We start from the raw sequence: 26,452 nt of genomic DNA, 5'->3' as shown, positions 1-26,452 counted from the left end.
GGACACTGCCCTTTCACGGCAGTAACAGGGGTTCGAATCCCCTAGGGGACGCCAATTTTACTAACACGATGCAGTTTTGATTGCGTCCCCTTCGTCTAGAGGCCTAGGACACTGCCCTTTCACGGCAGTAACAGGGGTTCGAATCCCCTAGGGGACGCCAACACTAAACCACCTTCGAGGTGGTTTTTTTGTGTCTGCAATTTATCAACGCTTAACCCGATGCCTCGGCGTTTTTAGCCAGCTCAAGCAAGTACGGTGAGAGGAAATCCGCAATAGCGTCTTGCGCTGCTGCAGTGGGGTGGATGCCATCATCTTGCACGAAGTCTGGGTTCTCTACTAACTCGGTCATAAAAAATGGCACCAGTGTTACATCATACTTTTCTGCCACACGCGTAAACACCGCCTGAAATCGCTTTGAGAAGCGCGGACCATAGTTGGGCGGTACCATGACCTGACTGAGCGCCACTTTAATCCCTTTCGCCTGTGCCTGCTCGATCATATTAGACAAGTTCGTTTCCACCGTCGCTAAATCGAATCCACGCAACCCGTCATTGCCGCCTAACTCAATAAAAATAGCATCCGGTTGGTGGCGCTCAATAATGCCTGGTAAACGATTGAGACCGCCACGAGTGGTTTCACCACTGATACTGGCATTGACTATTTCAATGTTCGGGTACGCCTGCTGCCAACGGTTTTGCAATTCTGCTACCCAAGTTTGTTGTTGCGAAAGACCATAACCTGCGCTTAGGCTATCTCCTAATACAACAAGTGAAACATTTGCCGCAACACTACGTATAGATATAAAAATCAAAGTAATACAAGCTAACTTTAATAGGAAATTTTTCATTTTATGCTCATTCAAACTCAACAACTCGAAAAGATAGTCGAAACCTCTGAGGGACCATTACAGATTTTGCAACCAATTGACCTCGCAATCAATGCTGGCGAGACTGTTGCGATTGTTGGAGCGTCCGGCTCAGGTAAATCAACGTTACTATCACTACTCGCTGGGTTAGACATTGCCACCCACGGCGATGTTCTTATAGAAAACGAAAAGTTAAGCGATTTGGATGAGGAACAACGTGCGAAGCTGCGCGCCGATAAAGTAGGCTTTATTTTTCAGTCGTTTTTGCTAGTGCCTAGCTTAAGCGCGTTAGAAAACGTGATGTTACCGGCAGAGCTTGCTGGCCACAAAGGCGCTGAAAAGGAAGCTCGTGAGCTGTTAGAAAAGGTCGGGCTCGCTGACCGCTGGCACCATTACCCTAATCAACTCTCGGGCGGCGAGCAGCAGCGCGTCGCTATTGCGCGCGCGTTTGTTGGTCAGCCAAAGATTTTATTTGCTGATGAACCCACCGGTAACCTCGACAGTAAAACCGGTGACAAAGTCGAACAGTTGCTATTTGACTTGAACAAGGATTACGGCACCACTTTAGTAATGGTGACTCACGACACCACGTTAGCGAAACGCTGTCAGCGTATCCTAAACATGGAGGCTGGGCAGCTAGCGGAGGCGTCGCGAGATGTGGCATAAAATATCGTTTCGCTTACTCAAGCAGGAGCTCAAGCGCGGTGAGCTCACGATCATGGCGCTCGCTATCATTTTATCGGTGACCGCGGTTTTATCACTGTCGTTATTTAGTGAGCGCCTACAATCCGGATTACTCGAACGCAGTAGTGAATTTCTCGCAGCTGATCGAGTATTAAGTTCACGCAGAGATATCCCTCAAGAGTGGCTTGATAGAGCGGATGAGGAGGGGATTCAGAGCGCGTGGCGAGTGATATTTAACTCAATGGCGTTTGCTAACGATAAGCTTGAGCTCGTCGATATCAAAGCGGTATCTGATGGTTATCCGCTACGAGGTGAGCTTAAAGTAGCCGATAAGCCCTTTGTTGAAGGGCAAGTCACCAACACTCTCCCCCCGGCTGGAGAAGCTTGGGTCGCATCGAGTCTATTCCAAGCGTTATCGCTTGAAATGGGCGACTTTATTGAAGTGGGGAATAGCCGCTTTAAAGTGACTAAGGTGGTGACTTACGAACCTGATGTCGGTTTCTCAGTGTTCACCGACAGTCCCAATGTCATCATTCGTTATTCACAGTTAGCTGAGACCGGGTTGATTCAACCGGGAAGCCGCGTACGTTACAACGTCTTATTCGCCGGAACGCCAACGCAACTGGATAACTACGAGAATTGGCTTCTCCCACAATTGAATGATGACACTCATAGCTGGCGCAGTATCGAAGACGGCGACAGCCCCTTGGCGCGCGCCCTAAATCGCGCTGAACGCTTTATGATGCTGGCGAGTCTGTTAGGTGTAGTACTTGCAGCAACGGCTGTTGCCGTAGCCGCCCAACGCTACTGCCAGCGTAATTATGACGTGGTGGCCATATTTAAAACCTTAGGAGCGGGCAAACAGCAGATCCGTAAGATCTTTGTGCTTCACTTGCTATTGCTTACGGGAATCAGCGTCGGTATTGGCATCTTGTTAGGGTGGCTCATTCAATCCTACGTGATTAACTGGGTCGCTGAACAGTTGGGCGCTTCACTACCATCAGCCAGTTGGCGACCTTATGCGCTCGCTATTGCAACGGGCCTAATTAGTGCGGTGATGTTTACGCTTTACCCGCTATTTAGATTGATTTCTATTCCACCGTTACGTGTACTACACCGTCAAATGGTCGGTGTACAGGCGGTTCGCTGGCTGCAATGGATATTAAGCGGCGGCACGATTTATGGGTTATTGGTGCTGTACTCACAGCAATGGTGGTTATCGACGGCCTTGTTCGTGGGAGGGGCTTTTGCTGCGGGTATCCTGTTGTTGATTGGTCGTCTGCTGATCGGTGCGGGTCGAAAAGCAGGCATGCAAGCAGGGAGTGCTTGGCGTTTAGCGATGGCCGGCTTACAACGACGCGCGTCAGCAAACAGCGTACAGATGTTGAGTTTTTCAACCGCCATTATGTTGTTGCTGTTGGTTATCGTCATGCGCAATGATTTACTTGCGGACTGGCAGCGTCAACTGCCAGCGGATGCACCGAATTATTTTGCGCTGAATATCGCTGAAGAGAAAGTTGACGATTTGCGCGCTATGTTCGCTCGAGAGGACATCGAAGCAACCGATCAATATCCGCTAATCCCGGGTCGGGTAACTCACCATAACGGTACTGAACTGATTGATGAAGTGACCAAAGAAAACCGCGAGGAAGTCGAGCAGGGCGATCGTGAGGAAGGTTTTGGTCGTGAGCTCTCATTGACATGGCGCGATACGGTACCGCCCAACAATGAAATTGTGAGCGGCGAGTGGTGGGGCGATAATGCCGAGCCACAGGTGTCCGTTGAAAAACAAGCGGCAGAACGATTAGAAATCAAAGTAGGCGACACGCTGACCTTTAATATCGGCGGTGAAGTATTTACCGTGCCAGTAACGAGTTTGCGAGAGGCGGACTGGGGCTCGCTTCAGCCCAACTTTTACATGATTTTTAATACCAGCACACTCGCTGATTTTCCTGCAACCTATATAACCAGCTTTCACTTAGACAGTGAGCGTAAAGATGAGCTATACCAATTATTTAGACCGTTTCCCGAGGCTTCCTTAATCGATTTGGACGCGATTATTGACCAAATCCGTGAAGTCATCTCGCAGGTCAGTATTGCGATTCTTTTCGTCTTAGTTCTGGTGATGATTGCAGGCGCCTTGGTATTGATAGCGCAAGTACAGGCGAGCATGGAGGAGCGCCAAAAAGAACTGGTTATTCTACGCACCTTGGGTGCTTCAGGTAAGTTGCTAAGTCGGAGCATCAGCTATGAATTTCTTATGTTAGGGGCCATAAGTGGTCTAATAGCGACCATTGCGATGGATTTATCGCTGCTCATTTTACAGACCCAAGTGTTTAACATGGATGCCACCTGGCATTGGCGTTTGTGGTTGGTGGGTCCTATTTCAGGCGCGGTTGTCGTTGCTTTGTTAGGTCGACTCGCGTGTTCGCGTTTGATTCGCCGCAACACGGCACAATTGATACGTAAATTGATTTAATGGGAGGCGAAGTATGAATATTCTTATAACTGGTGGCTCTGGGCTTATCGGCTCTCGCTTTATTCGCTACTTCAGCCAACAACATTCATTTACGGTGACGACGCGCTCAGTAGAGCGCGTCAAGCAGCAATTTCGAGGTTGTAATGTCGATGTTGTGGGTGAACTGCCAACTGCTGAGGCGCTCACCTCGTTTGATGCGGTGATTAACCTGCAAGGCGCTGGAATTGCCGATAAGCGCTGGTCGGCCGAGCGTAAACAGCAATTGCAAAATAGTCGCTGGCAAGTCACTGAAGATCTAGTGCAGCGAATACGCGCGTGCCCAGCGCCACCTATCTTGCTCAGTGGTTCTGCAATTGGTGTCTATGGTCCGCGAAACAGCGAGCCGGTGGACGAATCCGCTACGGCAAACCGACACGACTTTGCCGTCGAACTTTGCGAGCAATGGGAGTCCATTGCGCTACAAGTCAAGGAGCACACGCGTGTCGTATGTTTACGCACTGGCGTCGTACTCGACAGCAGCCAAGGTGCATTGCCACGCATGTCGCTGCCCTATAAATTCGGTTTAGGTGGTCCGATGGGCTCAGGGGAACAAATGATGTCGTGGATTCACATTGAGGATATGATCCGTGCGATAGAATTTATTCTGCAGGACGACAGCATCTCGGGGCCGGTTAATTTGACGGCACCTAATCCAACGCCGAATAAACAGTTTAGCCAAACCTTAGCGAAAACGTTGCACCGGCCCCATGTATTATTCGTTCCAGCGTTTGCGTTGAACCTAATGTTGGGAGAAATGGCTTCGATGTTGTTAGAGGGGCAAGCGGTCGTGCCGAAAAAGCTTGAGCAAGCGGGATTTAACTTTAACTTTCCTCAGTTACAAGACGCGTTGTCTGATCTGCTTTAATGGCAGGTAACAACGCTTTTTGCCAAAGCGTCTGCTGGTGGGTCGGCTTAAAGATATTAAAGTGTCCGATGCGGCGACCCGCCTGTTGCGGAGTCAAACGCGTCACCTTTTGTTGTGTATTAGGATAACGTTGTAACAGTGCACGAACGTTATCTTCTACCAACAACTCATCATCACTAATAGCGAAGGCATGATACGATTGGGTTAAACGTTGATAGCCTTTGAGTTGCTCAGTCGATAAATGGTCGAATAAATAATTGCGGCTGCGACACCAACGGCTCCATTGACGCATTGCCTGCGCTGGCATGTCACCCACCATGTTGAGCCGCTTACCTGGAAAATAACCCGCAATCGGTGTCGCAAGTGGTATCGCCAAATACCACAACAGCCAAGATGTGCGTCTGACTTGAGAGCTGGCTTGTCGCCAGTACCCGGTTCCGGAAGCCACCGTGACTATCCTATCGATACGCTCGGGGTGAGGAATTAATCCCAAAAGTTGACCGCCTAAACTATGACCCAGCCAAATTAACTCGGCGCTGGGAAGCTGCTCCCGTGCCCAAGTGAGCACGTTATCAAGGTCTAAGGTCGCCCAGTCGATAATATCGGTCTCAATTTTACTGAGCGGCTTATCTATAGAGTCGCCAATGCCGTAATAATCGAAACACGTCACGGCAATACCCTGTTCTGCCAACCACTGCGCAAATCGATGATAAAACCGTTGTTTTACGCCAAGGGCTGGCGCAATCACAACATGTTGTTGCGCCCCTGCGGCAGGGAAATAATTAATTGCTAATGCGCGGTTAGCATATTTGAGCCGTGTGGATTGCATACAGAGTTAGGGTAGCACCGGGTTGAACGGTTTAACCTGCGCTGAACGGTAGACGCCTGCATCCCAGTAAGGATCGGCGTGCGCCCACTGCTCTGCTTGTTCAAGGGTGTCGAATTCAGCGATTACGACTGAGCCGGTGAAGCCCATGATACCTGGATCCTTCTCTGCAATCGCAGGGCAAGGGCCGGCGACAAGTAAACGTCCTTGCTCTTTTAACGCCTCTAAGCGTTTAATATGCGCTGGACGCGCTTGCTTACGCTTGGCGAGTGAATCGTCATGATCTTCTGCAAAAATCACAAACCACATGGCTTATTTATCTCCTTCCATGTCCTCAGCGTGTCGGTAGATATACATTCCTGTAGCAACGACAAGCACCAACGAAATGCCAATAATGCCAAAGACTTTAAAATTAACCCAAGCATCTTGTGACATATACTGAGCAACATAAACATTCACAGCGGCGATAGCCAAACAAGTAATAACCCAAGCATATGTGAGTCGGTTCCAAGCGCTATCTGGCATTTTTATGTCTGCATCAAATAGGCTTTTTAGTGGACTGGTTTTTTTTATCCAAAGTGTGCCAGCTAACAATGCGGCAATCAGCACATAAATAATGGATACTTTGATTTTAACAAACCAATCATCGTGTAGAAAAACGGTGATGCCGCCAAAAACCAGCACGGCACCTAACACGATCCAATGACGCGTAGTAATAGGTTGCTTAAGCAGCTTAAGACCGACTAACTGTACAATCGTTAATCCCATTAAAGCCCAGGTTGCCGCGAAAATATCGACCATCTGATAAACAACAAAAAAGACAACTAATGGTAAATACTCTAATACCAGCGCCATGGATACTCCTACTACGATGTGGCTGACTTCATCGACTCAACAAATTGCCCAAGTTGGTCGAGCATTTGTGCTGTATTGTCGATGTTTTTTTCGATAATAGCAACGACTGCGGAACCACTGATAGCGCCCTGAGCGCCCGCCTTAATCGTGGCTGTTACATGTTCAGGTTGAGAGATACCAAAACCCAGCATAATCGGAGCTGAGCCGGCTGAACGCAGTTGTGAAATGAGTTTCTCGGCCGGCACCTGCATTTGTGTCTCTGTTCCCGTAACCCCAGAGCGACTAAGCAAGTAAACATAGCCTTGGCTTTGTTTGGCGATCGCCTCGATCAACGAATCTGAAGCATCCGGCGGACAAATAAACACGGGCGCTATTTGACGATCGATAGCCGGTTGTGAAAAGCGAATTGCCTCTTTGGTTGGTAAATCGGCGACGAGCACCGAGTCGACACCGACAGCGGCCATTTTTTCATAAAAGGTATCGATACCTTTGGCAAAAATCAGGTTTGCGTAAACCAGCAAGCCAATCGGTATATCAGGTGCGTATTCGCGGACCTGTTTTAGAATCGATAAACAGTCTTCAAATCGTGTACCTCCCTCGAGGGCGCGAACATTAGCGCGCTGAATGACGGGACCGTCGGCGACCGGGTCAGAAAATGGAAGACCCAGCTCCAATGCATCGGCGCCCGCATCGATCAATCGCTTAATCACCTCAACGCTGACCTCAGGAGTCGGGTCGCCCAGCGTCACAAAAGGCACAAAAGCACCTTGATGTTGCTTGTCTAGGTTTGCAAATAGTTGTTCATAACGACTCATGTGTGGACACCCTATGATTGTTCTTGAGCATTGAAAATACGACGGACGTGATCGATATCTTTGTCACCACGACCCGATAAATTGATCAATAGAATTTCTGGAGCATCAGGCTCAGCCGCGCGTTTTAGCGCATAGGCAAGCGCATGTGCAGATTCTAACGCAGGTATAATGCCCTCATGGCGGGAAAGCAGTTGAAATGCCGCCAATGCCTCATCATCTGTAACCGACTCATAACGTGCACGACCAATGGCCTTTAAGTGCGCGTGTTGTGGTCCTACGCCCGGGTAATCCAAACCCGCTGAGACCGAGTAGGATTCTTCCACTTGCCCTTCGTCGGTTTGCATCAAGTAGGTCAAGCAGCCGTGCAAGATACCAGGACTTCCCGCAGTGAGTGTAGCGCCGTGGTGTTGCGTATCGACGCCTTTACCTGCGGGTTCAACGCCCACGAGAGCTACATTAGGTTCGTCGATAAAATCAGTGAACATGCCAATGGCATTCGAACCACCGCCTACACAAGCAATGACTTCATCGGGTAAACGACCTGCTTGCTCAATAATTTGCTGCTTTGCTTCTTCTCCGATCATTTTGTGGAACTCACGCACAATTGTTGGGAAGGGGTGAGCTCCGGCTGCTGTACCGAGCAAGTAATGAGTGGTTGGGTAGCTAGCCGTCCAGTCACGTAATGCTTCGTTCACCGCGTCTTTTAATGTACCGCTACCGGTATCAACAGGCACTACTTTAGCGCCCATCAACTCCATACGAAACACATTGGGCTGCTGACGTTCGACGTCTTTTTTACCCATGTAGATGATGCACTCGAGGTCGAGCAATGCACACGCCAGTGCGGTCGCTGTACCGTGCTGTCCCGCACCGGTCTCAGCGATAATTCGTGTTTTTCCCATACGCTTGGCAAGCAAGGCTTGCCCGAGTACTTGGTTAGTTTTATGTGCACCACCATGTAGCAAATCTTCGCGTTTGAGATATATTTTTGTACCGTTAGGGCTTTCAAGTGGCAAGTTACGACATAGTGATAGAGGTGTTGGTCGGCCTAAATAATTTTTCAGCAGCCCACGAAACTCCTGCTGAAACGCCTCATCTTGTTGCGCATCGATAAATGCTTTTTCTAGCTGCTCGAGCGCAGGTAGAAGGATTTCAGGTACGAACTGACCACCAAAATCACCAAAATAAGCTGAAAGTGACTGGCTCATGCTGCGGCCTCCTGTGACTGATTTGAGTTTGCATTGGCACCGTAGTGGCGAATGCGTTTAAAAAGAGAAGAAATTAACCGTGCGTCTTTGATGCCTGCTTGCCACTCTAATTTAGAGCTTGCATCGACACCACTGAAGCCTTGTTCAATTGCGTCGCAAACATTATCGGGACTAATGCCACCAGCGAGGAGACAACGTCCTCGTTCATCGGTATCTAATTCGTTCAGTAACTGCCAATCAAAGGTTTTGCCGGTACCCCCTTGACCATGATCGAGTACAAAGCGGTCAACTGAGTGACGCAATGGATGTTCATTGAGTCTGAATGGTGCGTCAACGGTGACCGCTTTCCAAATCTGTACGTGTGCGATACCGGCTTGCTTAAAGCGGTTCTTGAGTTCAACGGTAAAGTCGATATCTTCATGTCCGTGCAATTGAACTGCGTGTAAACCCAGTTCGAAAGCTGTATTAACAACAAAGGATAGCGGCTGGTCGGCAAATACGCCGACATACTGAAGACCCTGAACTTGACGGATAATCGCCTCGGCCTGGCTTGGTTCAATGCATCGAGGTGAACGCTCGGCAAAGATGAGTCCGCCAAATACCGCACCGGCTGCATGAGCGTTTAAGGCGTCCTCCGCTCGAGTTAGTCCACAGACTTTGTTTTCACCATACAATAACTTACGGCAAGCCAGGTCGACATCGTTTTCAGCACTTAATGCACTTCCGACTAAAAAGCCATTTACGACATCACTGCAGCGGCGAATATCTTTGTGTTGGCTAAAGCCCGACTCAGCAACAAGTAAGGCACCCTCGGGAGCATAAGGTGCGAGCTCATGACTGCGATTCGGGTTGATGCTGAGGTCGGTCAAATCACGGTGATTAATACCAATAATGCGCGCACCTAACTGCGCGGCGCGACGCATCTCAGTCTCATTGGCGACTTCCGTCAGTACATCTAAACCTAAATTGTCCGCGATTGCGTGTAGATGTTGATACTGCACATCATCGAGTACCGATAACATGAGTAGGATCGCATCAGCGCCAAAGTAGCGTGCTCGATAAACTTGCTGTTCATCAATAAAGAAATCCTTGCATAATATCGGTAGGTTAACCTGTTGACTGACAGCCGCAAGGTATTCATAGCTGCCTTGAAAATACTCAGGTTCAGTTAATACCGAAATCGCGGCAGCATAGGGTTGGTAGGTTTTTGCCAACTCCACTGGATTAAAATGGGGGCGAATAAGTCCCTTGGAAGGGGACGCTTTTTTGCACTCTAAAATAAAGCCCGCTTGAGGCTGGTTCAACGCATCGTACAAACTACGCTCACTGCGCGATAGCGCGTGTTTGTCACTCGGCATCGGGTAGTGTTGCTCCTGCTGCTCGTTCTGCACTCGTTTGCGGGCAATAATTTCAGTCAGAATATTACTCGACATAGATGCCTCCTTGTACCGCTTGAATCGCCTCTAAGTGTGTCATGGCTGCGCCGCTCGCAAGATGCTCAAGCACTGCCTGGGCCGCTTGTTTGTAGTCTGAAAACTTATCCGCCATCACTAGCAATGGTGCTGTGTTTATTGCAATGGCATGGTTTTGAGCGCGGGAACCTTGCCCTGCTAAGATACGTTTTAATACCGTGGCATTAAAATCGGCATCGCCGCCTTTTAGCTCGCTCAGTGGTGCTTCATTCAAGCCAAAGTCACTGACCGACAGTGTGTATTGTTCAAGTTGGTTATCACGTAACTCAACAACTTCCGTCGTGCCGTGTAAAGCAAACTCGTCAACGCCAGAGCCATGTACGACCATAGCTCGCTCAGTGCCAAGACGCTGTAAGGTTTCGGCCATCGGTTGTAGCCAAATTGGACTATACACGCCTAATAACTGAATGTTGGGCCGTGCTGGATTCACTAGCGGACCGATAAGGTTAAAAAGGGTACGCGTTTTCAGAGTTTGGCGCACGGGCATCGCATGTTTGATACCGGGATGATAATGCGGCGCAAATAGAAAGCAAAAGCCGTGATCAGCTAACTGCTTTGAAGCCTCGCGCGGATCGAGATCAACGCGCAGACCCAAAGACTCTAATACATCGGCTGATCCTGAGCGCGATGATACGCTGCGATTACCGTGCTTTGCCATGGGTAAACCCATCGAAGAGGCAACTAAAGCCGATGTGGTCGATAGATTAATACTGTTGGAGCCATCACCACCGGTACCGCAACTGTCCGCAAGTATACCGTTGGTGCTGGTCAGAGGCTTGCTCACATCGAGCACAGCGCGCGCTGCACCGGCCAATTCCGCTGGCGTTTCACCGCGTAATTTCATGGCGACCAATGCGGCACTGATTTGTGCATCATTGAGCTCACCTTTTACCAGGTGACGAAATAGCTTTTGACTCTCGTCCTGGGACAGAGGTCGACCTTCAAGCAGGGTGGTGATCTCATTCATGACTGTGTCCTTGACTAAACTGTGTAAAAAGGTAGTGAACCGCATCCTGCAACATAAGTTTGCCGGTCGGTGTTAATAAAGATTCAGGGTGAAATTGAAAACCCACAGCATTCAACTCGGTAAACTCCGCCGCCATCGGAATCATTCCGTTGACGCTTTGACATTCGCCGATTACGTTAATGGTCGCTGGTAAGTCGTAAATACTGAGCGAATGATAACGACCGATGACGCAATGATTTTGTTGCGGTTGGCTCGCGAACAGTGGGTGAGAGCGAAACAACATTTGTGCGGTTTTGCCATGCACGACCTCGCCACAGCGGTCGACTCGGGCGCCGCTTTTTTCAGCCAGAGCTTGAAAACCTAAACAGATACCGAGCATCGGATACCGTTTTTGGCATGCGTCGATCATGTCCATCAAGTTTCCCGCCTGCGAAGGGTTACCTGGACCGGGCGATAGACATACGACTTGTGGACCTGAGTAACTATCGAGTTCACGTAATAGGCGTTCGGCACTGATCGTGTTGCGATACACTTTTAGTTCATAACCGAGTTGGCTGAGCTCATCAACTAAGTTATAAGAGAACGAGTCAAGATTATCGATGAGCGTAATACGACCTTTCATGAGCGCTCTCCTTGTGCATTTGCTGTTTGCACTGCGGCGATTACGGCGCGTGCTTTGTTTTCTGTTTCATCAACTTCCGCCTGCGGATCAGAATCGTGTACCACCCCTGCACCGGCTTGAACCACCGCACGACCGCCACTCACGAAGGCGGAGCGTATAACGATGCAAGTATCCATATCACCATTACCAGCTAGGTAACCCACAGCACCGCCGTAGCTACCACGGCCTTGTTGTTCGACTTGTCGAATTAACCGTGCCGCACTGACTTTGGGAGCACCAATCAATGTGCCCATATTCATACAGGCGCGGTAAGCGTGAAGCGCATCGCAGTCTTCACGTAATTGACCGACAACACGCGACACTAAGTGCATTACGTGGGAGTAACGATCAACTTTGAGCAGGTCGGCGACATTGCGTGTTCCCGGTTGGCATATTCGCGCAAGATCGTTTCGTGCTAAGTCGACCAGCATCAAATGCTCTGATAATTCTTTTTGATCCATGCGTAACTCGAGTTCTAAGCGACTATCGAGATCGTGATCAAGGTTGCCGTCCGGCTGCTTGCCGCGAGGACGGGTGCCTGCAATCGGATAGAGTTCGACCTGATTGCTCGTCGCGGTGTACTTTAAAGCGGACTCAGGTGAGGCGCCGAATAGCGTGAAATCTGGATGACTTAAATAAAACATGTAGGGTGATGGGTTGGTCTGTTTTAGTACTGCGTAGCTGGCAAGTGCATCGTGGCACGGTAAACTAAAGCGACGCGAGGGCACCACCTGAAAAATATCGCCATCCAGAATATGTTCTTTCAACTCCGACACATGTTGCTTAAATACCGCTTGTGACGGCGTTGCTGTAATACTCTGGTAGTCTGCGGCTAGCGGTGTGTAGTGGGTTTGCTGACGTGGCGGTAATTGACACCGTGCTGCGAGCTCTCCGATGCGCTGACTCATTTGCGCATATGCGTCGGATGACACTTCGGGCGTAAACAAGCTAGCTATTAATTGACTCGACTGGCGTTGATGGTCGACCGCTAGCAGTGTTTCAGACACATAGAACACATAATCAGGCGCACGATTTTCGCCGGTTTCAACTTGTGGTAATTGCTCATAACTCGCGAGTAAGTCGTAGCCAAATGAGCCTGCAAGGAATACCGCAAAATCGTGGCTTGAAGCTGCGTTGCGACGCTCTAGCGTGTGTTGGATAAGCCGCAATGGCTCGAAGTTAGAGACCTCTTTAAGGCGACTCATCTCGTCGAGATCACGGTTAGAAACAGGGAATTTGAATTCGCTCGTTGACTCCGAGGTCGCCAGCAAATAATCAGTGAGCTGTTGGTCTAACAGCGCTTTAAGTGGCTTACCGTTATTCGTTAGTGCTTGCACGGTAACGCGCTGGCCGTTGCATTTAAGTTCGAGGGCGGCATCGATGAGTAACAGGCTTTTTAGCGCTTGTTTAGTGCCGATATCGGCTGAATCGAGTAGCACGTGACGACCATGAGGTTGGCAAACCTGTTGGTACACGCTCTGAGTATCGGCTTGATAGGGTAACTCGACCTGAATCGATGTAACCGCTGCTGGCGCTTGTTGAGTGTTTGAATTCATTTAACTACTTCCTTTTGAGACCGCCCAACAAGCATAAAAAAACCCGCTCGTTGAGCGGGTTTTCGAAACTGTACTTATTTACGTATGCGCACAGAACCACCACCCGCTAATTCGGGAAGTGCCACCACCAAGCTTGTAGTGAAAATTGTGCGAGTTGCATCGTAATAATGTCCAATTCGTTTTAGTTTGCTATTCAGTGGTTGACAAATTACCGCGCAAAGAGCGCGGTGTCAACACCCAAAATGAATTACTTGTATTGTGCTGGCTGACCTTCTTTTGGAAGCGCGTTCATAATGAACTCACGAAGATCATCATTTGCTTTTTGTAGGTCAGGTCGGCGCAAATACATCATGTGACCACTACGATACCCTTTAAAGCTAATGCGATCTTGCATCAGTTTACTACGGTCTAACTGCCAAGTTGTATACTTCGCATCAAAGTAATTGGTCGCGCCGTCAAAATAGCCCGACTGTACCATCACATTCAGGTAAGGGTTCGCTGCCATCGCTTCACGTAGTTGTTCGCCGGTGTTGTTATTGGTGCGATCCCACGGATGCACAGGACCGAACATATTGTATTTCACATCGGTCTTGTAACCTAACTCTTCGCGTAGATAGTAGTTAATTGCGGGAGTGAACGAGTGTAACCATGAAGTCAGCTCAGCATTGTAGTCAGGACTATCACCTGAACGGCTGCCATCGATACCTAAATAGCGAGAGTCCAGACGACCAATTGTGCGATCGCGGTCTCGTAAGAGTTCTTTCCAGAAATACCAAGTGCTTGGCGCTAAGTTATTACTCAACACGGCTTCTTCTGAAAGGCCAGAGTAGTGTGCCACCTGAGAGGCAATTTGCTCGCGTTGTTGTTGGGTCAGTGAAGCACCTTTTGCTAGCGCGGGTAGATATTCGTTGAGTGTGTATGACTCCGCTTCGTCGAGTACATCTAGCAGATCCTTTTTTTGTAGGTCGCTTGGTAATGCGTCGTGGTACCACGCGGCGGCAGCAAAGTAGGGTAGACGATTCGCCTCTTCAACCGGACCGCTACGCTCAATACCCAATTCAGTCGGAGAGACTAGGACAACACCATTGAGGTACATCCATTGTTGATTTTGTAAAGCGTGAGCCAGACCCGATACACGTGTCGTGCCGTAACTTTCACCAATTAAGAACTTGGGTGAACGCCAGCGGTCATAACGTGAGGTGAAGGTATTCATCCACTCGGCTAAATATTGGATGTCGGAGTTAACTCCGAAAAACATTTTTTGTTGAGCGTCACGTGAGGGCATTTCGCCGTCTTCGTTGGGTAGAACACGCGAGTAACCCGTGTTGACTGGGTTGATAAATACGATGTCAGCGACGTCTAAAATTGAATACGGGTTATCTTCGACACCATATGGTTGTACAGGGTAACCTTCATCACTGATCTTGAGGACTTTAGGACCCGTGTAGGCCAAGTGCATCCACACGGAAGCAGAGCCTGGACCGCCATTGAATGAATAGACGATGGGGCGTTTTTCACGGTTATCGATGTCTTCTCGTTTATAATAGGTATAGAACAACGTGGCGGTTGGTTTACCTTCGTCGTTCCATACCGGTAAGGTGCCGGCCGTTGCCGTATAATCAACAGTTTCGCCACGAATTTCGACACTGTGCTCAGTGGTTTTACTTGATTCAATCGGAATTAAACGCTGGTGCGCTGTCACGTCTTGAGTCTGTGCTTGAGCATCTAATGTCATGACTGAGGCGGTTGTTAATAAAGTCGCAGTTAATGTGCCTACGATAGTTTTTGTTGCTAAAGTCATAACGCTCTCCTTGGAATTTTCCATATCAGACTAGCAGGTTTTTACCCGTAGGGGTCAAAACAAATGCGACCATCGTGCGAACAAACACGACTACTGATAGGCTTGAGCAAATACTTATAAAGGTATAGAGTGAGCTAAAATTAAACGCCCGTTTAAAATAGAGAATAATGAAGATGGTAGCTAACACACAACAGTATCCGACGCTTTTCACGCCGCTTGATCTTGGCTTTACTCAATTAAAAAACCGCGTACTCATGGGTTCAATGCATACGGGACTCGAAGAAGAGAAAAACGGCTTCGAAAAGCTGGCGGCTTTTTACGAGGCTCGTGCTAAGGGCGGTGTCGGCTTGATTGTCACCGGTGGTATTAGTCCAAACTTTAGAGGTCGACTGGCGCCTTTGGGGAGTGAACTGTCAAAGCCGTGGCACGTCGCTAAACATCGCAAAGTTACGCATGCTGTTCATAAGCATGACAGTAAAATTTGCCTGCAGATCTTGCATGCGGGACGTTATAGCTATCACCCGTTCTCTCTTGCTCCGAGTGCAATTAAAGCGCCTATCACGCCTTTTAGCCCCAAAGCGATGAGTGAGCGACAAATCACCAATACCATTAGTCACTACGGGCGTTGTGCCAAGCTGGCTCAGAAAGCAGGGTATGATGGTGTTGAAATTATGGGCTCGGAAGGTTATTTAATTAATCAATTTCTCTGCCCACGCACAAATAAGCGCACGGATGAGTGGGGGGGCGATTTTAACGGACGTAGTCGCTTAGCACTTGCAATCGTTAATCGCGTGCGAGAGCAAGTGGGTAAGGACTTTATTATTATTTTTAGATTGTCCATGCTGGACTTGGTTGAAGACGGTCATACGCTCGACGAGGTGATTGAATTAGGACAAGCGCTTGAGAAAGCCGGAGTGACCATCATCAACACCGGTATTGGCTGGCACGAAGCGCGTGTGCCAACGATTGTGACGTCGGTACCACGGGGCGCGTTTGCATGGATCACTGAGCGTGTGAAGCAGTCACTGTCAGTACCCGTTGTGGCTGTTAACCGTATCAATACGCCTGAAATTGCTGAACATATATTGTCCAGTGGGCAAGCGGATATGGTATCGATGGCACGCCCGCTATTGGCCGATCCCGAACTCGTGATCAAGGCGCAACGTCAACAACCTGAAAAAATAAACACCTGTATTGCGTGCAATCAGGCGTGTCTTGATCATGTGTTCTCGAATAAGCGTGCGTCATGTCTGGTTAATCCACTCGCATGCTACGAAACTGAGTTATTAATGCAGCCAACGCAACAGTCAAAACGGCTCGCGGTGGTTGGAGCAGGTCCTGCGGGGTTAGCGTTTGCTTGCTTCGCCGCTGAGCGTGGGCATGATGTAACACTGTTTGATAAAGCGAGCGACATCGGTGGGCAGTTTAATTACGCGAAGCAAATTCCTGGCAAAGAGGAGTTTTTCGAAACCTTACGTTATTTCGATGAGCGCTTAAAAGACGCGGGGGTGAAACGCGTCTTGGGTGCGGAACAATCGGCTGAAAGTCTCACCGAGGGTGGTTTTGACGAAGTCATCTTGGCCACCGGAGTACTACCTCGCCAAGTTGATATTGAAGGTATCGATCAGCCCCATGTATTGAGTTATTTGGATGTCTTGCGTGATCATAAAGCGGTCGGCCAACGTGTAGCGCTGATTGGTGCAGGCGGTATTGGTTTTGATGTGGCAGAGTATCTGACGACTGAAGAGCAACTGACACTTGATGAATCGGCTTGGAGCGAGCGTTGGGGAATCGATAAATCGTATGAAGCGCGTGGCGGTTTAAAAGAGCAACACCCCGAAGCCAGTCCTCGCGAAGTCTGGTTGCTACAGCGCAAAGAGAGCAAAGTGGGTAAAGGCTTGGGTAAAACGTCGGGCTGGGTACACCGTACTGAACTGAAAAGTAAAAAAGTGCACATGTGGAATGGCGTGACGTACAAGAAAGTGACAGCCGAGGGTTTATTGATTGAGCGCGATGGTAAAGAGCAACTGATTGAAGTGGATAACATTATTATTTGTGCAGGACAGGTTCCGTTACGCGCGTTACAATCTTCGCTAGAGCAAAAGGGCAAACCCGTGCATCTGATTGGCGGCGCTGACGTAGCCGCTGAACTCGATGCGAAACGTGCGATTCGTCAAGGGGCGGAACTCGCAGCAAGGATTTAATTTGATAATCGATTTACATTGCCATAGTACGCATTCTGACGGTAGCCTGACTGTGCCCGAGTTGATTGATCGGGCACACAATAACAGTGTTTCGGTGTTAGCGCTGACTGACCACGACAATATTGACGGCGTGGATGAAGCTCAGCAGTATATTGAGCAAGCGCATTATGATATGACGTTGGTGGCGGGGGTTGAGTTATCCTGTTGGTGGGAAAATTTTGAAATTCACATTGTTGGCTTGAATGTCGACACACGCAGTGAAAGCTTACAGCGGCTGCTGCAAACGCAGCAAAATCGCCGTCGGGAGCGCATCGATTCGATAATCCAAAAGCTTGCCGCCCGTGATATCAATGTTGAGATTGATAGCGACGGTATTCCTACCCGAAAGCATATTGCCGATCAGCTCGTTCAGCACGGTTATGTTGATCAAGTTCAAAAAGCCTTTGATCGATTTATCGGCAAAGGTAATTTTGCTTACGTAAGGCCGCAGTGGTGTTCAATTGGGCATGCGATTAAAGCGATACATGACGCCGGAGGTAGCGCAGTGTTAGCGCACCCACATGCCTATCAACTGTCTAACAAATGGCTGAGAAAGCTCATCGGTGAAGCGAAAACTTGGGGGCTTGATGGTATTGAAGTCAGCATCGGTCAGCAAACTTTAGGTCAGCGCTCAGCTTTAGCTGAATTTGCTAAGGATTTCCAATTAAAGGCTTCGCAAGGCTCTGATTTTCATTATCCTTCGCAGTGGCGTGATTTAGGCAAAAATCTTTGTCTGCCGGATGCTTGTGTGCCAATATGGAATGACTGGTTCAGTTAAAGACCACACTCGGGTATGGAGGGGCTATGAGCCAATATTTTGAAGTACATCCGATGAATCCACAGAAGCGCCTTATCCAGCAAGCCGTCGATATTATTCGTCAAGGTGGTATCGTGGTTTATCCAACGGATTCGGGCTATGCAATTGGCTGTCAAATTGGCGATAAAAAGGCGGTCGACCGTATTTGCCAAATCCGAGACATTGACAAGGAACACAATTTTACCTTGATGTGTCGTGATCTCTCTGAGTTGTCGACCTACGCTCGAGTCGATAACGATGCATTCAGATTGTTGAAAAATAACACGCCTGGACCTTATACCTTTATTCTTAAAGGCACTAAAGAAGTACCTAAGCGGCTATTGAATCCAAAACGTAAAACAATCGGTATCCGCGTGCCTACTAATCGTATTGCACTGGCTTTGTTGGAAGAGCTCAATGAACCTTTAATGTCGACGAGCTTGATTCTCGGTAATAATGAATTGGCGGAATCCGATCCTGAGACAATTCGCGAACAACTCGAGAAGCGTGTCGATCTGATTGTCGATGGCGGCCATAAAGGCGAAGAACCAACGACTGTGGTTGACTTATCTGAGGGCGCCCCCGTGGTCATTCGTGGCGGTTCAGGTGATACTCAGCCGTTTGAATTTTAATGGAGTCATAGCAAGGACGTGGCAGAACAGCAATCCTTACCGCTAGGCTTCGTACGTGGAGAGCCGGTCATTGAAAAGCCGGAAGACCTCTATATTCCACCGGATGCGCTCGAAGTTATCCTTGATGCCTTTTCCGGACCAATGGACTTGCTGTTGTATTTAATTCGTCGACAAAAGTTTGATGTCGTTGATATTCCCGTGTTAACCATCACTCGGCAGTATGTTCACTACGTCGAGATGATGAAAGAGTTGAAATTAGAGTTGGCGGCTGACTATCTTGTAATGGCCGCGATGCTGGCTGAAATAAAAAGTCGACTATTGCTACCTAAACCCCCGCAAGAGGATGATGAAGAAGACGATCCCCGGGCTGAGTTAGTGCGCCGCTTACGTGAGTACGAAGCGATTCGGCACGGTGCCGAGTATATTGATGAACAGCCGCAAATCGGCCGTGATATGTGGTTGTCCGAAGTGAGCAGCAATGCGCGTGATCATGTTACCACAGCGCCACCTGAAGTGAGCCTCGAAGACTTAACATTGGCCTTTAGCCGTATTCTTAACCAAATTAAATTAAATGCGCACCATCATATTCAGCGTGAACAGCTATCGACTCGCGAGCGCATGAGCCAGATCTTGCAGCGATTACAAACGCAACCGTATTTGCGCTTTGGGCAGTTATTTAATAAAAGCGAGGGTCGTGCTGGCGCGGTGGTAAGTTTTTTAGCAATTTTGGAACTTGTGAAGGAATCAATGATAGAATTATCACAAGTAACACCCATGAGCGAAATTCATCTACGCAGAAAAGCCTCTTTTGATGAACAAGAAGCAATTGAAACAACTGATTGAAGCTGCATTGTTTGCGCACCCTCAGCCGCTGTCTGTACAGCGCCTGTATGAGCTGTTTGAGGCGCAAGGTGTATCATTGAATGGGGTGAAAGGCGCCATTAAAAGTTTGCAAGACGACTACCATGACCGTGGCATTGAGTTAGTTAATGTAGCATCTGGCTTTCGTTTTCAGACACGCCCAGAGTTTGGCGAGTTACTCGCTGGCTTGTGGCAAGAGCGGCCTACACGTTATTCGCAAGCCTTGTTAGAAACCTTGGCTCTCATTGCTTATCGGCAGCCAATTACGCGAGGTGAAATTGAGCAGGTGCGGGGTGTTAGCGTAAGTTCGAATATTATTAAAACATTACAAGAGCGACAGTGGATCGCGGTTGTTGGGCAAAAAGAAGTGCCTGGACGACCGCAGCTTTATGGCACCACTGCGCAATTTTTGGATGATTTTAATTTAACAAACTTGTCAGAATTACCATCGATTGATTTTTCTGATGAGACTACCGCTGAGACAGCGATAACTGAGAGAGACGATCTTCATGACTGAGAAGTTACAAAAAGTATTGGCCCGTTCTGGCTATGGTTCACGACGCGAAATTGAGGCGATGATCGGTGCTGGCCGCATCCGTGTGAATGGCAAGGTAGCGCAGGTGGGTGAGCGAATTGATGCCGATGCGTCAGTCCGTATAGACGGTCATGAGGTCGTGATTAAGTCGGAAAACTCAGTTGTCTGCCGTGTTTTGACCTATCACAAGCCAGAAGGCGAATTGTGCACTCGAAAAGATCCCGAAGGTCGGCCAACAGTTTATGAGCGTCTTCCGCGGATGAGTGGAGCACGGTGGGTTGCTGTCGGTCGTTTGGATGTGAATACTTCTGGCCTGCTTCTTTTTACGACGGATGGCGAGCTTGCTAATCGGTTAATGCACCCGAGTCAAGAAGTCGAGCGGGAATACGCCGTACGTATATTCGGTGAGGTGACCGACGCGATGATTAATCGCCTCAAAAAGGGGGTTCAACTCGAGGATGGACTGGCGCACTTCGATACCATCAAAGCGGTCGGCGGCGGTGAAGGCATGAACCGGTGGTACCACGTGACACTTAAAGAAGGTCGGAATCGTGAAGTGAGACGCTTGTGGGAAAGCCAAGAAGTTCAAGTGAGCCGTTTGATTCGAGTGCGTTATGGCGATATCAAGCTTGAGTCAGGCCTCCCCCAAGGTGGATGGAGTGAGCTTGAACTCGATCAGGTTAATGAATTACGCGCAAAGGTGGGATTGCAGCCAGAAGATAAATCCTTCGTTGATCCGCGTCATCAGGAATCTAAGCAGCGTAAGTTCGCAAAAATCCGTAAAGCGACGTCTAAGCGCAAGGACCGCTTACGCGAAGCACAACGTGTAAACAAGAATAAGCGTAAATAAGCAGGCTGATGATGGTTTATTGGCGCCCAGATTTTGCTCCGGGCCAGCAGATTGTGTTGGCTCAGCCCTACCGTCGTGACGTGTGGCGACAGTCTGCGCGCCCTGCGCGTAAATGTATCGAATCGCTCGCGCAGCTGTTACGGCAGTACCACCCTATTTGTTTACTGACTCCGCAGACGGTCTCATACGATGATATTTGGATGCGCGATATTCTGCCGCTTTGGTATCAAGAAGAGTCAGGCGAATGGCGTGGGCTATTGATGGAATTTGACGGTTGGGGGGATGTGCAACAGACCATAGAGCAAGACAGCCAGTTGCCTGAACAGTTATTTGCTGAACAGCTGTATCCAGTATCCAAATTGATTGGCGAGGGGGGCATGCTGACTCATAATGGCCAAGTGGCTTTGATGGGCTTGGCGGCGCTGAAATCAAGACAACCCGAATTGACTGTGAAACAACTGTCACGTCGTGTCGAGAAAAATTTAGCTGGGCTCGAAGTTTACTTTTTTGATGGCAAGCTGAGCGCTGACGAAACGAGTGGGCACATGGATAATCTCGCTTTGTTCATTGCTGATGACGTGCTGTTATATTGTGCAACTGAAGATCCGACTCATCCAGACTTTTTAACTTGCCAAAAGTTAGCAGAGGTTATTGAACAGCTTCCACCGGAAATCACCAAAGTGCCTCTGCCATTACCGAAGCCACAACAACCGCTAGCCCAGGATCGAGCTGGCATTATTAGCGATAGTCAAAGTCTTGTACGCGATCTGAGCTTACCGATTTGTTGTAGCTATACGAATCTCATTGCGACTGACAAGGTGATTGTTGTTCCACAATTTGATCTCAGTACGGACGAACCTGCGTTGGATGTTATTCAACGCTATGCTGGCAATAGGAAAGTGGTTAGCCACCCAGCGCGTGAACTCGTACTGGGTGGGGGTGGACTACACTGCGTTAGTCACCAAGTGCCAGCAGATATTGCTTTACCTGTTATTTGAGCGAGAAAACGACCTCTAGGCGAGCTTCAATTTGCTGCTCGCCGGGCATCGATGGAGACTTGGCGTCCATTCGTGCCTCAGCCATATGGAAAACGACGGGGCGTGGATAAGATTGCTCTGTAATCTCTAACACTGAACCTAATTCGCGTTGTGCGACGCCCGCTAATTGACCTGCTTTGTCACGTGCCGCAGCAAAGGCATCTGCTAGAGCGCGTTGATACAAGTCTTTTTGATTTGATACCTCAAACCGAACCTGACTCACGCGCGTGACACCTTGAGCGAGCGCTAAATCTACGATCTGATCATATTGCTCGATGTCGGGTAGCGTGATAGATATTTCGCGCATGACCACGAAACCGTCTTGTTTAGTTTGCCCGTCGTCATTTTGATACTGGGGATACACCTGCAGCTGGTAAGAACGAATATTGCGCTCCGGGACATCTCGTTTGACAAGATCGCGCAATAGCTTTTCTGTCGTTTGGTCTACTAAACCTTTCATGGCACTCAATTTATCGCCGCGTTGCTCGATGCTAAACTGAAGACTGACTTGATCTGGCACTGCTGACGCGGATGCTGCACCGGTCACTCGAATTTGATCGGCGGTTTTAGTCTGTGCGGTAGCGCCGAATGATACACTGGCGAGTACTGCTATCGCGGTAGCGATGATAATATTCCGTGAAGGAAAAAATGGTTTCATAGAGCTTATCCTTTGCTATTCGGTTGTACGTTGGAGTAAATACAGTTTGAAAAGTTCACATGATGATGAGCAGGTGCTCAGAGAGAAATGTTTTAAACTATTAACTAAGCGAGAGCATAGTCGTTTTGAATTAATTTACAAACTGAGCCAACGCGGCTTTGAACGCCCGCTTGTGGAGCAGGTTGTTGATCGCATGCAAGAAGAGGGCTGGCAAAGCGATGAACGTTTTGCTCAGAGCTTTGCACGAGAAAAAGTCATGCAGCGACAAGGACGAACCAAAATTGTGGCACAGGCAACGCAACAGCGTGGCGTCGATAAAGCACTTATTGAACAAGCTTTGCAACAATTAGAAGTGGACTGGTTTGAGCTATGTCAGCAGGTTTATCTAAGCAAGTTTGGCTCGACACAACCGAGTGATCGCAAAGACTGGGCCAAACGAGCACGATTTTTGATGCAACGCGGCTTTTCGCAAGAACACATCAAATTTGCAATACAAGCGCATGATGATGACTAGTGATCAAAACCTTCACATGGTAATCTAGGGGATCATAAATTATGACAAATGCGTGCAAAAAACAGGGTGTTTAATGAGCATTACAAGCGCTGAAATTCGAGAAAAATTTATTCAGTTTTTTGAGCAAAGAGGTCACCAACGGGTACCCTCCGCCTCAATGATTCCTGCTAATGACCCCACATTATTATTTACTAATGCGGGTATGGTGCCTTTTAAAGATGTGTTCTTAGGTACTGATAAGCGAAACTACACCCGAGCGACCTCTGCACAACGTTGCTTGCGCGCTGGTGGTAAACATAACGACCTTGAGAATGTCGGGTACACGGCTCGTCATCATACCTTTTTCGAAATGCTTGGAAACTTCAGCTTCGGTGACTACTTTAAGACCGAAGCCATTGAATTTGCGTGGCACTTTTTAACCCAAGAGCTACAACTTCCGGCCGAAAAACTGTGGGTCACCGTATTTGAAGAAGATGATGAAGCTTACGATATTTGGGCTAAGCACATCGGTGTGCCGGAGGATCGCATTTCCCGTATAGGCGTTAAAGATAACTTCTGGTCGATGGGGGATACGGGTCCTTGCGGTCCCTGTTCGGAAGTCTTTTATGATCATGGTCCAGAAGTGTGGGGCGGGCCTCCTGGAACGCCTGAAGAGGACGGTGACCGTTATATTGAAATTTGGAACTTGGTCTTCATGCAGTATAACCGCCAAGCGGACGGTACCATGGAGCCGTTACCCAACCCCTCGATCGATACAGGCATGGGATTAGAGCGTATTGCCGCTATTCTGCAAGGTGTGCATAGCAATTATGAAATCGATACGTTCCAAGCACTCATCAAACGCAGTGCCGACATTATTGGCGTCAGTGACTTAAGCAGTAAATCGCTACGTGTTATTGCTGACCATATTCGCTCTTGCTCGTTTCTAATCGCCGATGGTGTCATGCCATCGAACGAGGGAAGAGGTTATGTGCTCCGCCGTATTATCCGTCGAGCAGTCCGTCACGGCAATTTACTGGGTGCTAAACAAACGTTTTTCTACCAGTTGGTCGACGAACTGGTCAAGCTAATGGGTGAAGCCTACCCCGAGTTGGTTGAAAAACGTCATATTATTGAAGACGCATTGAAGCGTGAAGAGCAGCAGTTTGAGAAAACACTTGAACGCGGCTTAGCGATTCTTAATGACGAGATCAAGCAGCTATCGGACAACACGCTAAATGGTGAAGTGGTGTTCAAGCTCTATGATACGTACGGCTTTCCGATGGACTTAACCGCAGACATCGCGCGCGAGAACGAACTGGTGATTGACGAGGAAGGCTTTAACGCCGCGATGCAAGCGCAGCGTGAGCGTGCCCAGAAGGCGTCACAGTTTGGTGTCGACTATAATGCTCAGGTAAAAGCGACCACGAAGTCAGTTTTTGACGGCTATACTGAAGACAAAGCGCAAACGACTGTAGTTGAGCTATTTCATGAAGGAACAGCGGTTGAATCACTTGAAGCGGGCCAGCAGGGTGTTGTGGTGCTGGCCAACACGCCGTTTTACGCTGAGAGCGGTGGCCAAGTCGGTGATACCGGTGTATTGCTAGCAAATCAAGGTCGCTTTGAGGTCACGGATACGCAATATATTGGTAAAGCGATTGCGCATCATGGTCAGGCGGACTGTACGATAAAACTAGGCGATGCTGTTACGGCAGAAATTGACTCCGAACGACGCGCTAACATTCGTCGTAATCACTCGGCGACTCACCTGTTGCATGCTGCGTTACGAGACATTCTCGGCGACCATGTACAACAGAAGGGCTCGCTTGTTGAGGCTGAGCGCATGCGTTTTGACTTTGCTCATTTTGAGCCACTTACGAAAGCGCAAATTACCGAGCTTGAGCGTGTCGTTAATGAACAGATTCGCAAGAATGTTCGACTAACAACGCAAGTGATGAATATCGATGAAGCGAAGAAAGCAGGTGCGATGGCGTTGTTTGGTGAAAAGTACGATGACGATGTTCGAGTCGTGCGAATGGGTGAATTTTCGATGGAGCTGTGTGGCGGCACACATGTGGTTGCAACAGGCGATATTGGGTTATTCCGAATTACTCATGAAACAGGTATTGCGTCTGGAGTTCGTCGCTTAGAAGTCGTTACAGGCGCCGCTGCGTTCGAATTTATGGCGAACCAGCAAGCGATACTCAATCAATTGACGGCTGACTTTAAAACCGACGAAACGGGTTTGCTCGGTAAAGTCGAGCAACTTCAAAGCAAATATCGTGAACTCGAGCGGAAAGCCGAACAATTACAACAGAAACTCGCTCAGCAAGCTGGCGGTGGCTTAGTCCAGCAAGCCGTTGAAATGAACGGTCATAAAGTCATAGTTGCTCAGCTTGAGGATACAGAAGCGAAAGCATTGCGTGGTATTGTGGATGACTTAAAGAACCAATTAGGGTCTGGCGTCGTACTATTAGCAACTGCGCAAGGCTCAAAAGTAAGTTTGATAGCGGGCGTGACTAAAGATTTAACATCGATTGTGAAAGCCGGTGATTTAGTTAACCAAGCAGCCAATGTCGTTGGCGGTAAAGGTGGTGGGCGTCCCGATATGGCGCAAGCTGGCGGGTCTAACCCGGAACATTTGAGTGAGGCATTAGCTACGGCTACTAGTTGGTTAGAGCAGTCATTCAAAAAATAACTTGAATTTATTATAGTCAGTATAGTGTAATGAAAAGATAACTTGTTACACTCAAAGGTAGATTTAGCTATTTACGTTCAAGGAACCGTTCTTAATCAAGCTGAACGCGGAACAGTATTTAAGGAGTAGGGTATGTTAATTTTGACTCGCCGTGTAGGCGAAACGCTGATGATAGGAGATGATGTCTCGGTCACAGTGTTAGGTGTTAAAGGTAATCAAGTTCGAATCGGCGTCAACGCACCCAAAGACGTCTCTGTGCATCGAGAAGAAATTTATATGCGGATCCAGTCAGAGACGGATGAGGAGAAGCCGGATAAAGAATAACTTTTCTACTAACTGTTCCGCAGACTTAAAGCCAGCTCAATGCTGGCTTTTTTAGTTTTTGGCTGGTTTTGACTAAAAAATCGTCGAGATGGTTAAATATCCCACGCTTGGTTACAAAAAGGGAAAAAAGCAATTGACATTATTGTCAGTCTCGCTAGAATGCACGCCACAACGTTAGGGAGAGGTGGCCGAGTGGCTGAAGGCGCTCCCCTGCTAAGGGAGTATAGGGTTT

The 26,452-nt window shown here is 48.6% G+C and carries 25 protein-coding genes, 1 tRNA gene and 1 other annotated feature; of the genes, 14 read left to right on the top strand and 12 right to left on the bottom strand.

What is annotated here, in order from left to right; genetic code table 11:
* Positions 1-84 precede the first annotated feature (84 nt).
* Positions 85-160, top strand: a tRNA-Glu gene (locus ABNS04_RS09010).
* A gap of 51 nt (positions 161-211) precedes the next feature.
* Here ABNS04_RS09010 and ABNS04_RS09005 read toward each other — a convergent pair.
* Complete coding sequence (locus tag ABNS04_RS09005; protein ID WP_006956551.1) at positions 212-847, bottom strand: arylesterase; 636 nt, start codon at positions 845-847, stop codon at positions 212-214.
* Between the two features lie 3 nt (positions 848-850).
* Here ABNS04_RS09005 and ABNS04_RS09000 point away from each other — a divergent pair, with 3 nt between their 5' ends.
* From ABNS04_RS09000 to ABNS04_RS08990, 3 genes are read left to right on the top strand one after another with little or no spacing between them, the layout of a single operon-like run.
* Entirely contained in the window at positions 851-1,531 is a 681-nt protein-coding gene (locus tag ABNS04_RS09000; RefSeq protein WP_006956552.1) for an ABC transporter ATP-binding protein, read from the top strand.
* Entirely contained in the window at positions 1,521-4,028 is a 2,508-nt protein-coding gene (locus ABNS04_RS08995; RefSeq protein WP_272977869.1) for an FtsX-like permease family protein, read from the top strand. Before ABNS04_RS09000 ends, ABNS04_RS08995 begins: the two co-directional genes overlap by 11 nt.
* Before the next feature lie 13 nt (positions 4,029-4,041).
* Positions 4,042-4,932 (top strand): TIGR01777 family oxidoreductase, encoded by an 891-nt coding sequence (locus ABNS04_RS08990; RefSeq protein WP_272977868.1) that lies wholly within the window; start codon positions 4,042-4,044, stop codon positions 4,930-4,932.
* Here ABNS04_RS08990 and ABNS04_RS08985 read toward each other — a convergent pair.
* From ABNS04_RS08985 to ABNS04_RS08940, 10 genes are all read right to left on the bottom strand, one after another.
* Positions 4,889-5,761, bottom strand: coding sequence for an alpha/beta fold hydrolase (locus tag ABNS04_RS08985; RefSeq protein ID WP_272977867.1), 873 nt, complete (start codon positions 5,759-5,761; stop codon positions 4,889-4,891). The genes ABNS04_RS08990 and ABNS04_RS08985 overlap by 44 nt on opposite strands.
* A gap of 6 nt (positions 5,762-5,767) precedes the next feature.
* Positions 5,768-6,067, bottom strand: coding sequence for a YciI family protein (locus tag ABNS04_RS08980; RefSeq protein WP_006956556.1), 300 nt, complete (start codon positions 6,065-6,067; stop codon positions 5,768-5,770).
* Positions 6,068-6,070: 3 nt separating this feature from the next.
* Positions 6,071-6,613 (bottom strand): inner membrane-spanning protein YciB, encoded by a 543-nt coding sequence (locus ABNS04_RS08975; protein WP_006956557.1) that lies wholly within the window; start codon positions 6,611-6,613, stop codon positions 6,071-6,073.
* 11 nt (positions 6,614-6,624) lie between these two features.
* On the bottom strand, positions 6,625-7,428 hold the full coding sequence (gene trpA, locus ABNS04_RS08970) for a tryptophan synthase subunit alpha (protein WP_272977866.1): 804 nt from the start codon (positions 7,426-7,428) through the stop codon (positions 6,625-6,627).
* An 11-nt stretch (positions 7,429-7,439) separates the two neighbouring features.
* Entirely contained in the window at positions 7,440-8,636 is a 1,197-nt protein-coding gene (gene trpB / locus ABNS04_RS08965) for a tryptophan synthase subunit beta (RefSeq protein WP_272977865.1), read from the bottom strand.
* A complete protein-coding gene (gene trpCF, locus ABNS04_RS08960) occupies positions 8,633-10,069 on the bottom strand; it encodes a bifunctional indole-3-glycerol-phosphate synthase TrpC/phosphoribosylanthranilate isomerase TrpF (protein ID WP_272977864.1) in 1,437 nt (478 codons plus the stop codon). Before trpCF ends, trpB begins: the two co-directional genes overlap by 4 nt.
* Complete coding sequence (gene trpD / locus ABNS04_RS08955; RefSeq protein WP_006956561.1) at positions 10,059-11,075, bottom strand: anthranilate phosphoribosyltransferase; 1,017 nt, start codon at positions 11,073-11,075, stop codon at positions 10,059-10,061. The genes trpCF and trpD overlap by 11 nt, the downstream gene beginning before the upstream one ends.
* Entirely contained in the window at positions 11,068-11,697 is a 630-nt protein-coding gene (locus ABNS04_RS08950; protein ID WP_006956562.1) for a gamma-glutamyl-gamma-aminobutyrate hydrolase family protein, read from the bottom strand. Before ABNS04_RS08950 ends, trpD begins: the two co-directional genes overlap by 8 nt.
* A complete protein-coding gene (locus ABNS04_RS08945; RefSeq protein ID WP_272977863.1) occupies positions 11,694-13,292 on the bottom strand; it encodes an anthranilate synthase component 1 in 1,599 nt (532 codons plus the stop codon). Before ABNS04_RS08945 ends, ABNS04_RS08950 begins: the two co-directional genes overlap by 4 nt.
* Before the next feature lie 33 nt (positions 13,293-13,325).
* Positions 13,326-13,428: a sequence feature (Trp leader region), on the bottom strand.
* A gap of 111 nt (positions 13,429-13,539) precedes the next feature.
* Positions 13,540-15,027 carry a carboxypeptidase gene (locus tag ABNS04_RS08940; protein ID WP_050750013.1) on the bottom strand — a complete coding sequence of 496 codons (1,488 nt, stop codon included), beginning with the start codon at positions 15,025-15,027 and terminating at the stop codon, positions 13,540-13,542.
* Between the two features lie 233 nt (positions 15,028-15,260).
* On the opposite strand from ABNS04_RS08940, the gene ABNS04_RS08935 reads away from it, so the two are divergent.
* The 7 genes from ABNS04_RS08935 to ABNS04_RS08905 are packed head-to-tail and all read left to right on the top strand — an operon-like array spanning position 15,261 to position 22,008.
* Entirely contained in the window at positions 15,261-17,297 is a 2,037-nt protein-coding gene (locus ABNS04_RS08935; protein ID WP_272977862.1) for an NADPH-dependent 2,4-dienoyl-CoA reductase, read from the top strand.
* A gap of 1 nt (position 17,298) precedes the next feature.
* On the top strand, positions 17,299-18,114 hold the full coding sequence (locus tag ABNS04_RS08930; protein ID WP_040488133.1) for a PHP domain-containing protein: 816 nt from the start codon (positions 17,299-17,301) through the stop codon (positions 18,112-18,114).
* A 26-nt stretch (positions 18,115-18,140) separates the two neighbouring features.
* Complete coding sequence (locus ABNS04_RS08925) at positions 18,141-18,764, top strand: L-threonylcarbamoyladenylate synthase (RefSeq protein WP_006956574.1); 624 nt, start codon at positions 18,141-18,143, stop codon at positions 18,762-18,764.
* Between the two features lie 18 nt (positions 18,765-18,782).
* Positions 18,783-19,607, top strand: a complete 825-nt coding sequence (locus ABNS04_RS08920; protein ID WP_006956575.1) for a ScpA family protein — start codon at positions 18,783-18,785, stop codon at positions 19,605-19,607.
* Positions 19,576-20,142: an SMC-Scp complex subunit ScpB gene (gene scpB, locus ABNS04_RS08915; RefSeq protein ID WP_006956576.1), complete on the top strand. Its 567-nt coding sequence runs from the start codon at positions 19,576-19,578 to the stop codon at positions 20,140-20,142. Before ABNS04_RS08920 ends, scpB begins: the two co-directional genes overlap by 32 nt.
* Entirely contained in the window at positions 20,135-21,010 is an 876-nt protein-coding gene (gene rluB / locus ABNS04_RS08910) for a 23S rRNA pseudouridine(2605) synthase RluB (protein WP_006956577.1), read from the top strand. The genes scpB and rluB overlap by 8 nt, the downstream gene beginning before the upstream one ends.
* An 8-nt stretch (positions 21,011-21,018) precedes the next feature.
* Entirely contained in the window at positions 21,019-22,008 is a 990-nt protein-coding gene (locus ABNS04_RS08905; RefSeq protein WP_040488135.1) for an agmatine deiminase family protein, read from the top strand.
* Here ABNS04_RS08905 and ABNS04_RS08900 read toward each other — a convergent pair.
* Positions 22,001-22,705: an SIMPL domain-containing protein gene (locus ABNS04_RS08900; protein ID WP_006956582.1), complete on the bottom strand. Its 705-nt coding sequence runs from the start codon at positions 22,703-22,705 to the stop codon at positions 22,001-22,003. The two genes, ABNS04_RS08905 and ABNS04_RS08900, sit on opposite strands and share 8 nt — an antisense overlap.
* Positions 22,706-22,751: 46 nt before the next feature.
* Between ABNS04_RS08900 and ABNS04_RS08895 the strand changes: the two genes are divergently transcribed.
* The 3 genes from ABNS04_RS08895 (at position 22,752) to csrA (ending at position 26,220) form a co-directional block, all read left to right on the top strand.
* Positions 22,752-23,219 carry a regulatory protein RecX gene (locus ABNS04_RS08895; protein WP_006956590.1) on the top strand — a complete coding sequence of 156 codons (468 nt, stop codon included), beginning with the start codon at positions 22,752-22,754 and terminating at the stop codon, positions 23,217-23,219.
* Between the two features lie 73 nt (positions 23,220-23,292).
* Positions 23,293-25,896, top strand: coding sequence for an alanine--tRNA ligase (alaS, locus tag ABNS04_RS08890; protein ID WP_348671374.1), 2,604 nt, complete (start codon positions 23,293-23,295; stop codon positions 25,894-25,896).
* Positions 25,897-26,028: 132 nt separating this feature from the next.
* Positions 26,029-26,220, top strand: coding sequence for a carbon storage regulator CsrA (csrA, locus tag ABNS04_RS08885; RefSeq protein ID WP_006956592.1), 192 nt, complete (start codon positions 26,029-26,031; stop codon positions 26,218-26,220).
* Positions 26,221-26,452: the final 232 nt, after the last annotated feature.

Origin of the sequence: uncultured Idiomarina sp. (assembly GCF_964010655.1) — a bacterium.
Taxonomy (GTDB): Bacteria; Pseudomonadota; Gammaproteobacteria; order Enterobacterales; family Alteromonadaceae; genus Idiomarina; species Idiomarina baltica.
This window is presented reverse-complemented; position numbering and strand designations above follow the sequence as displayed.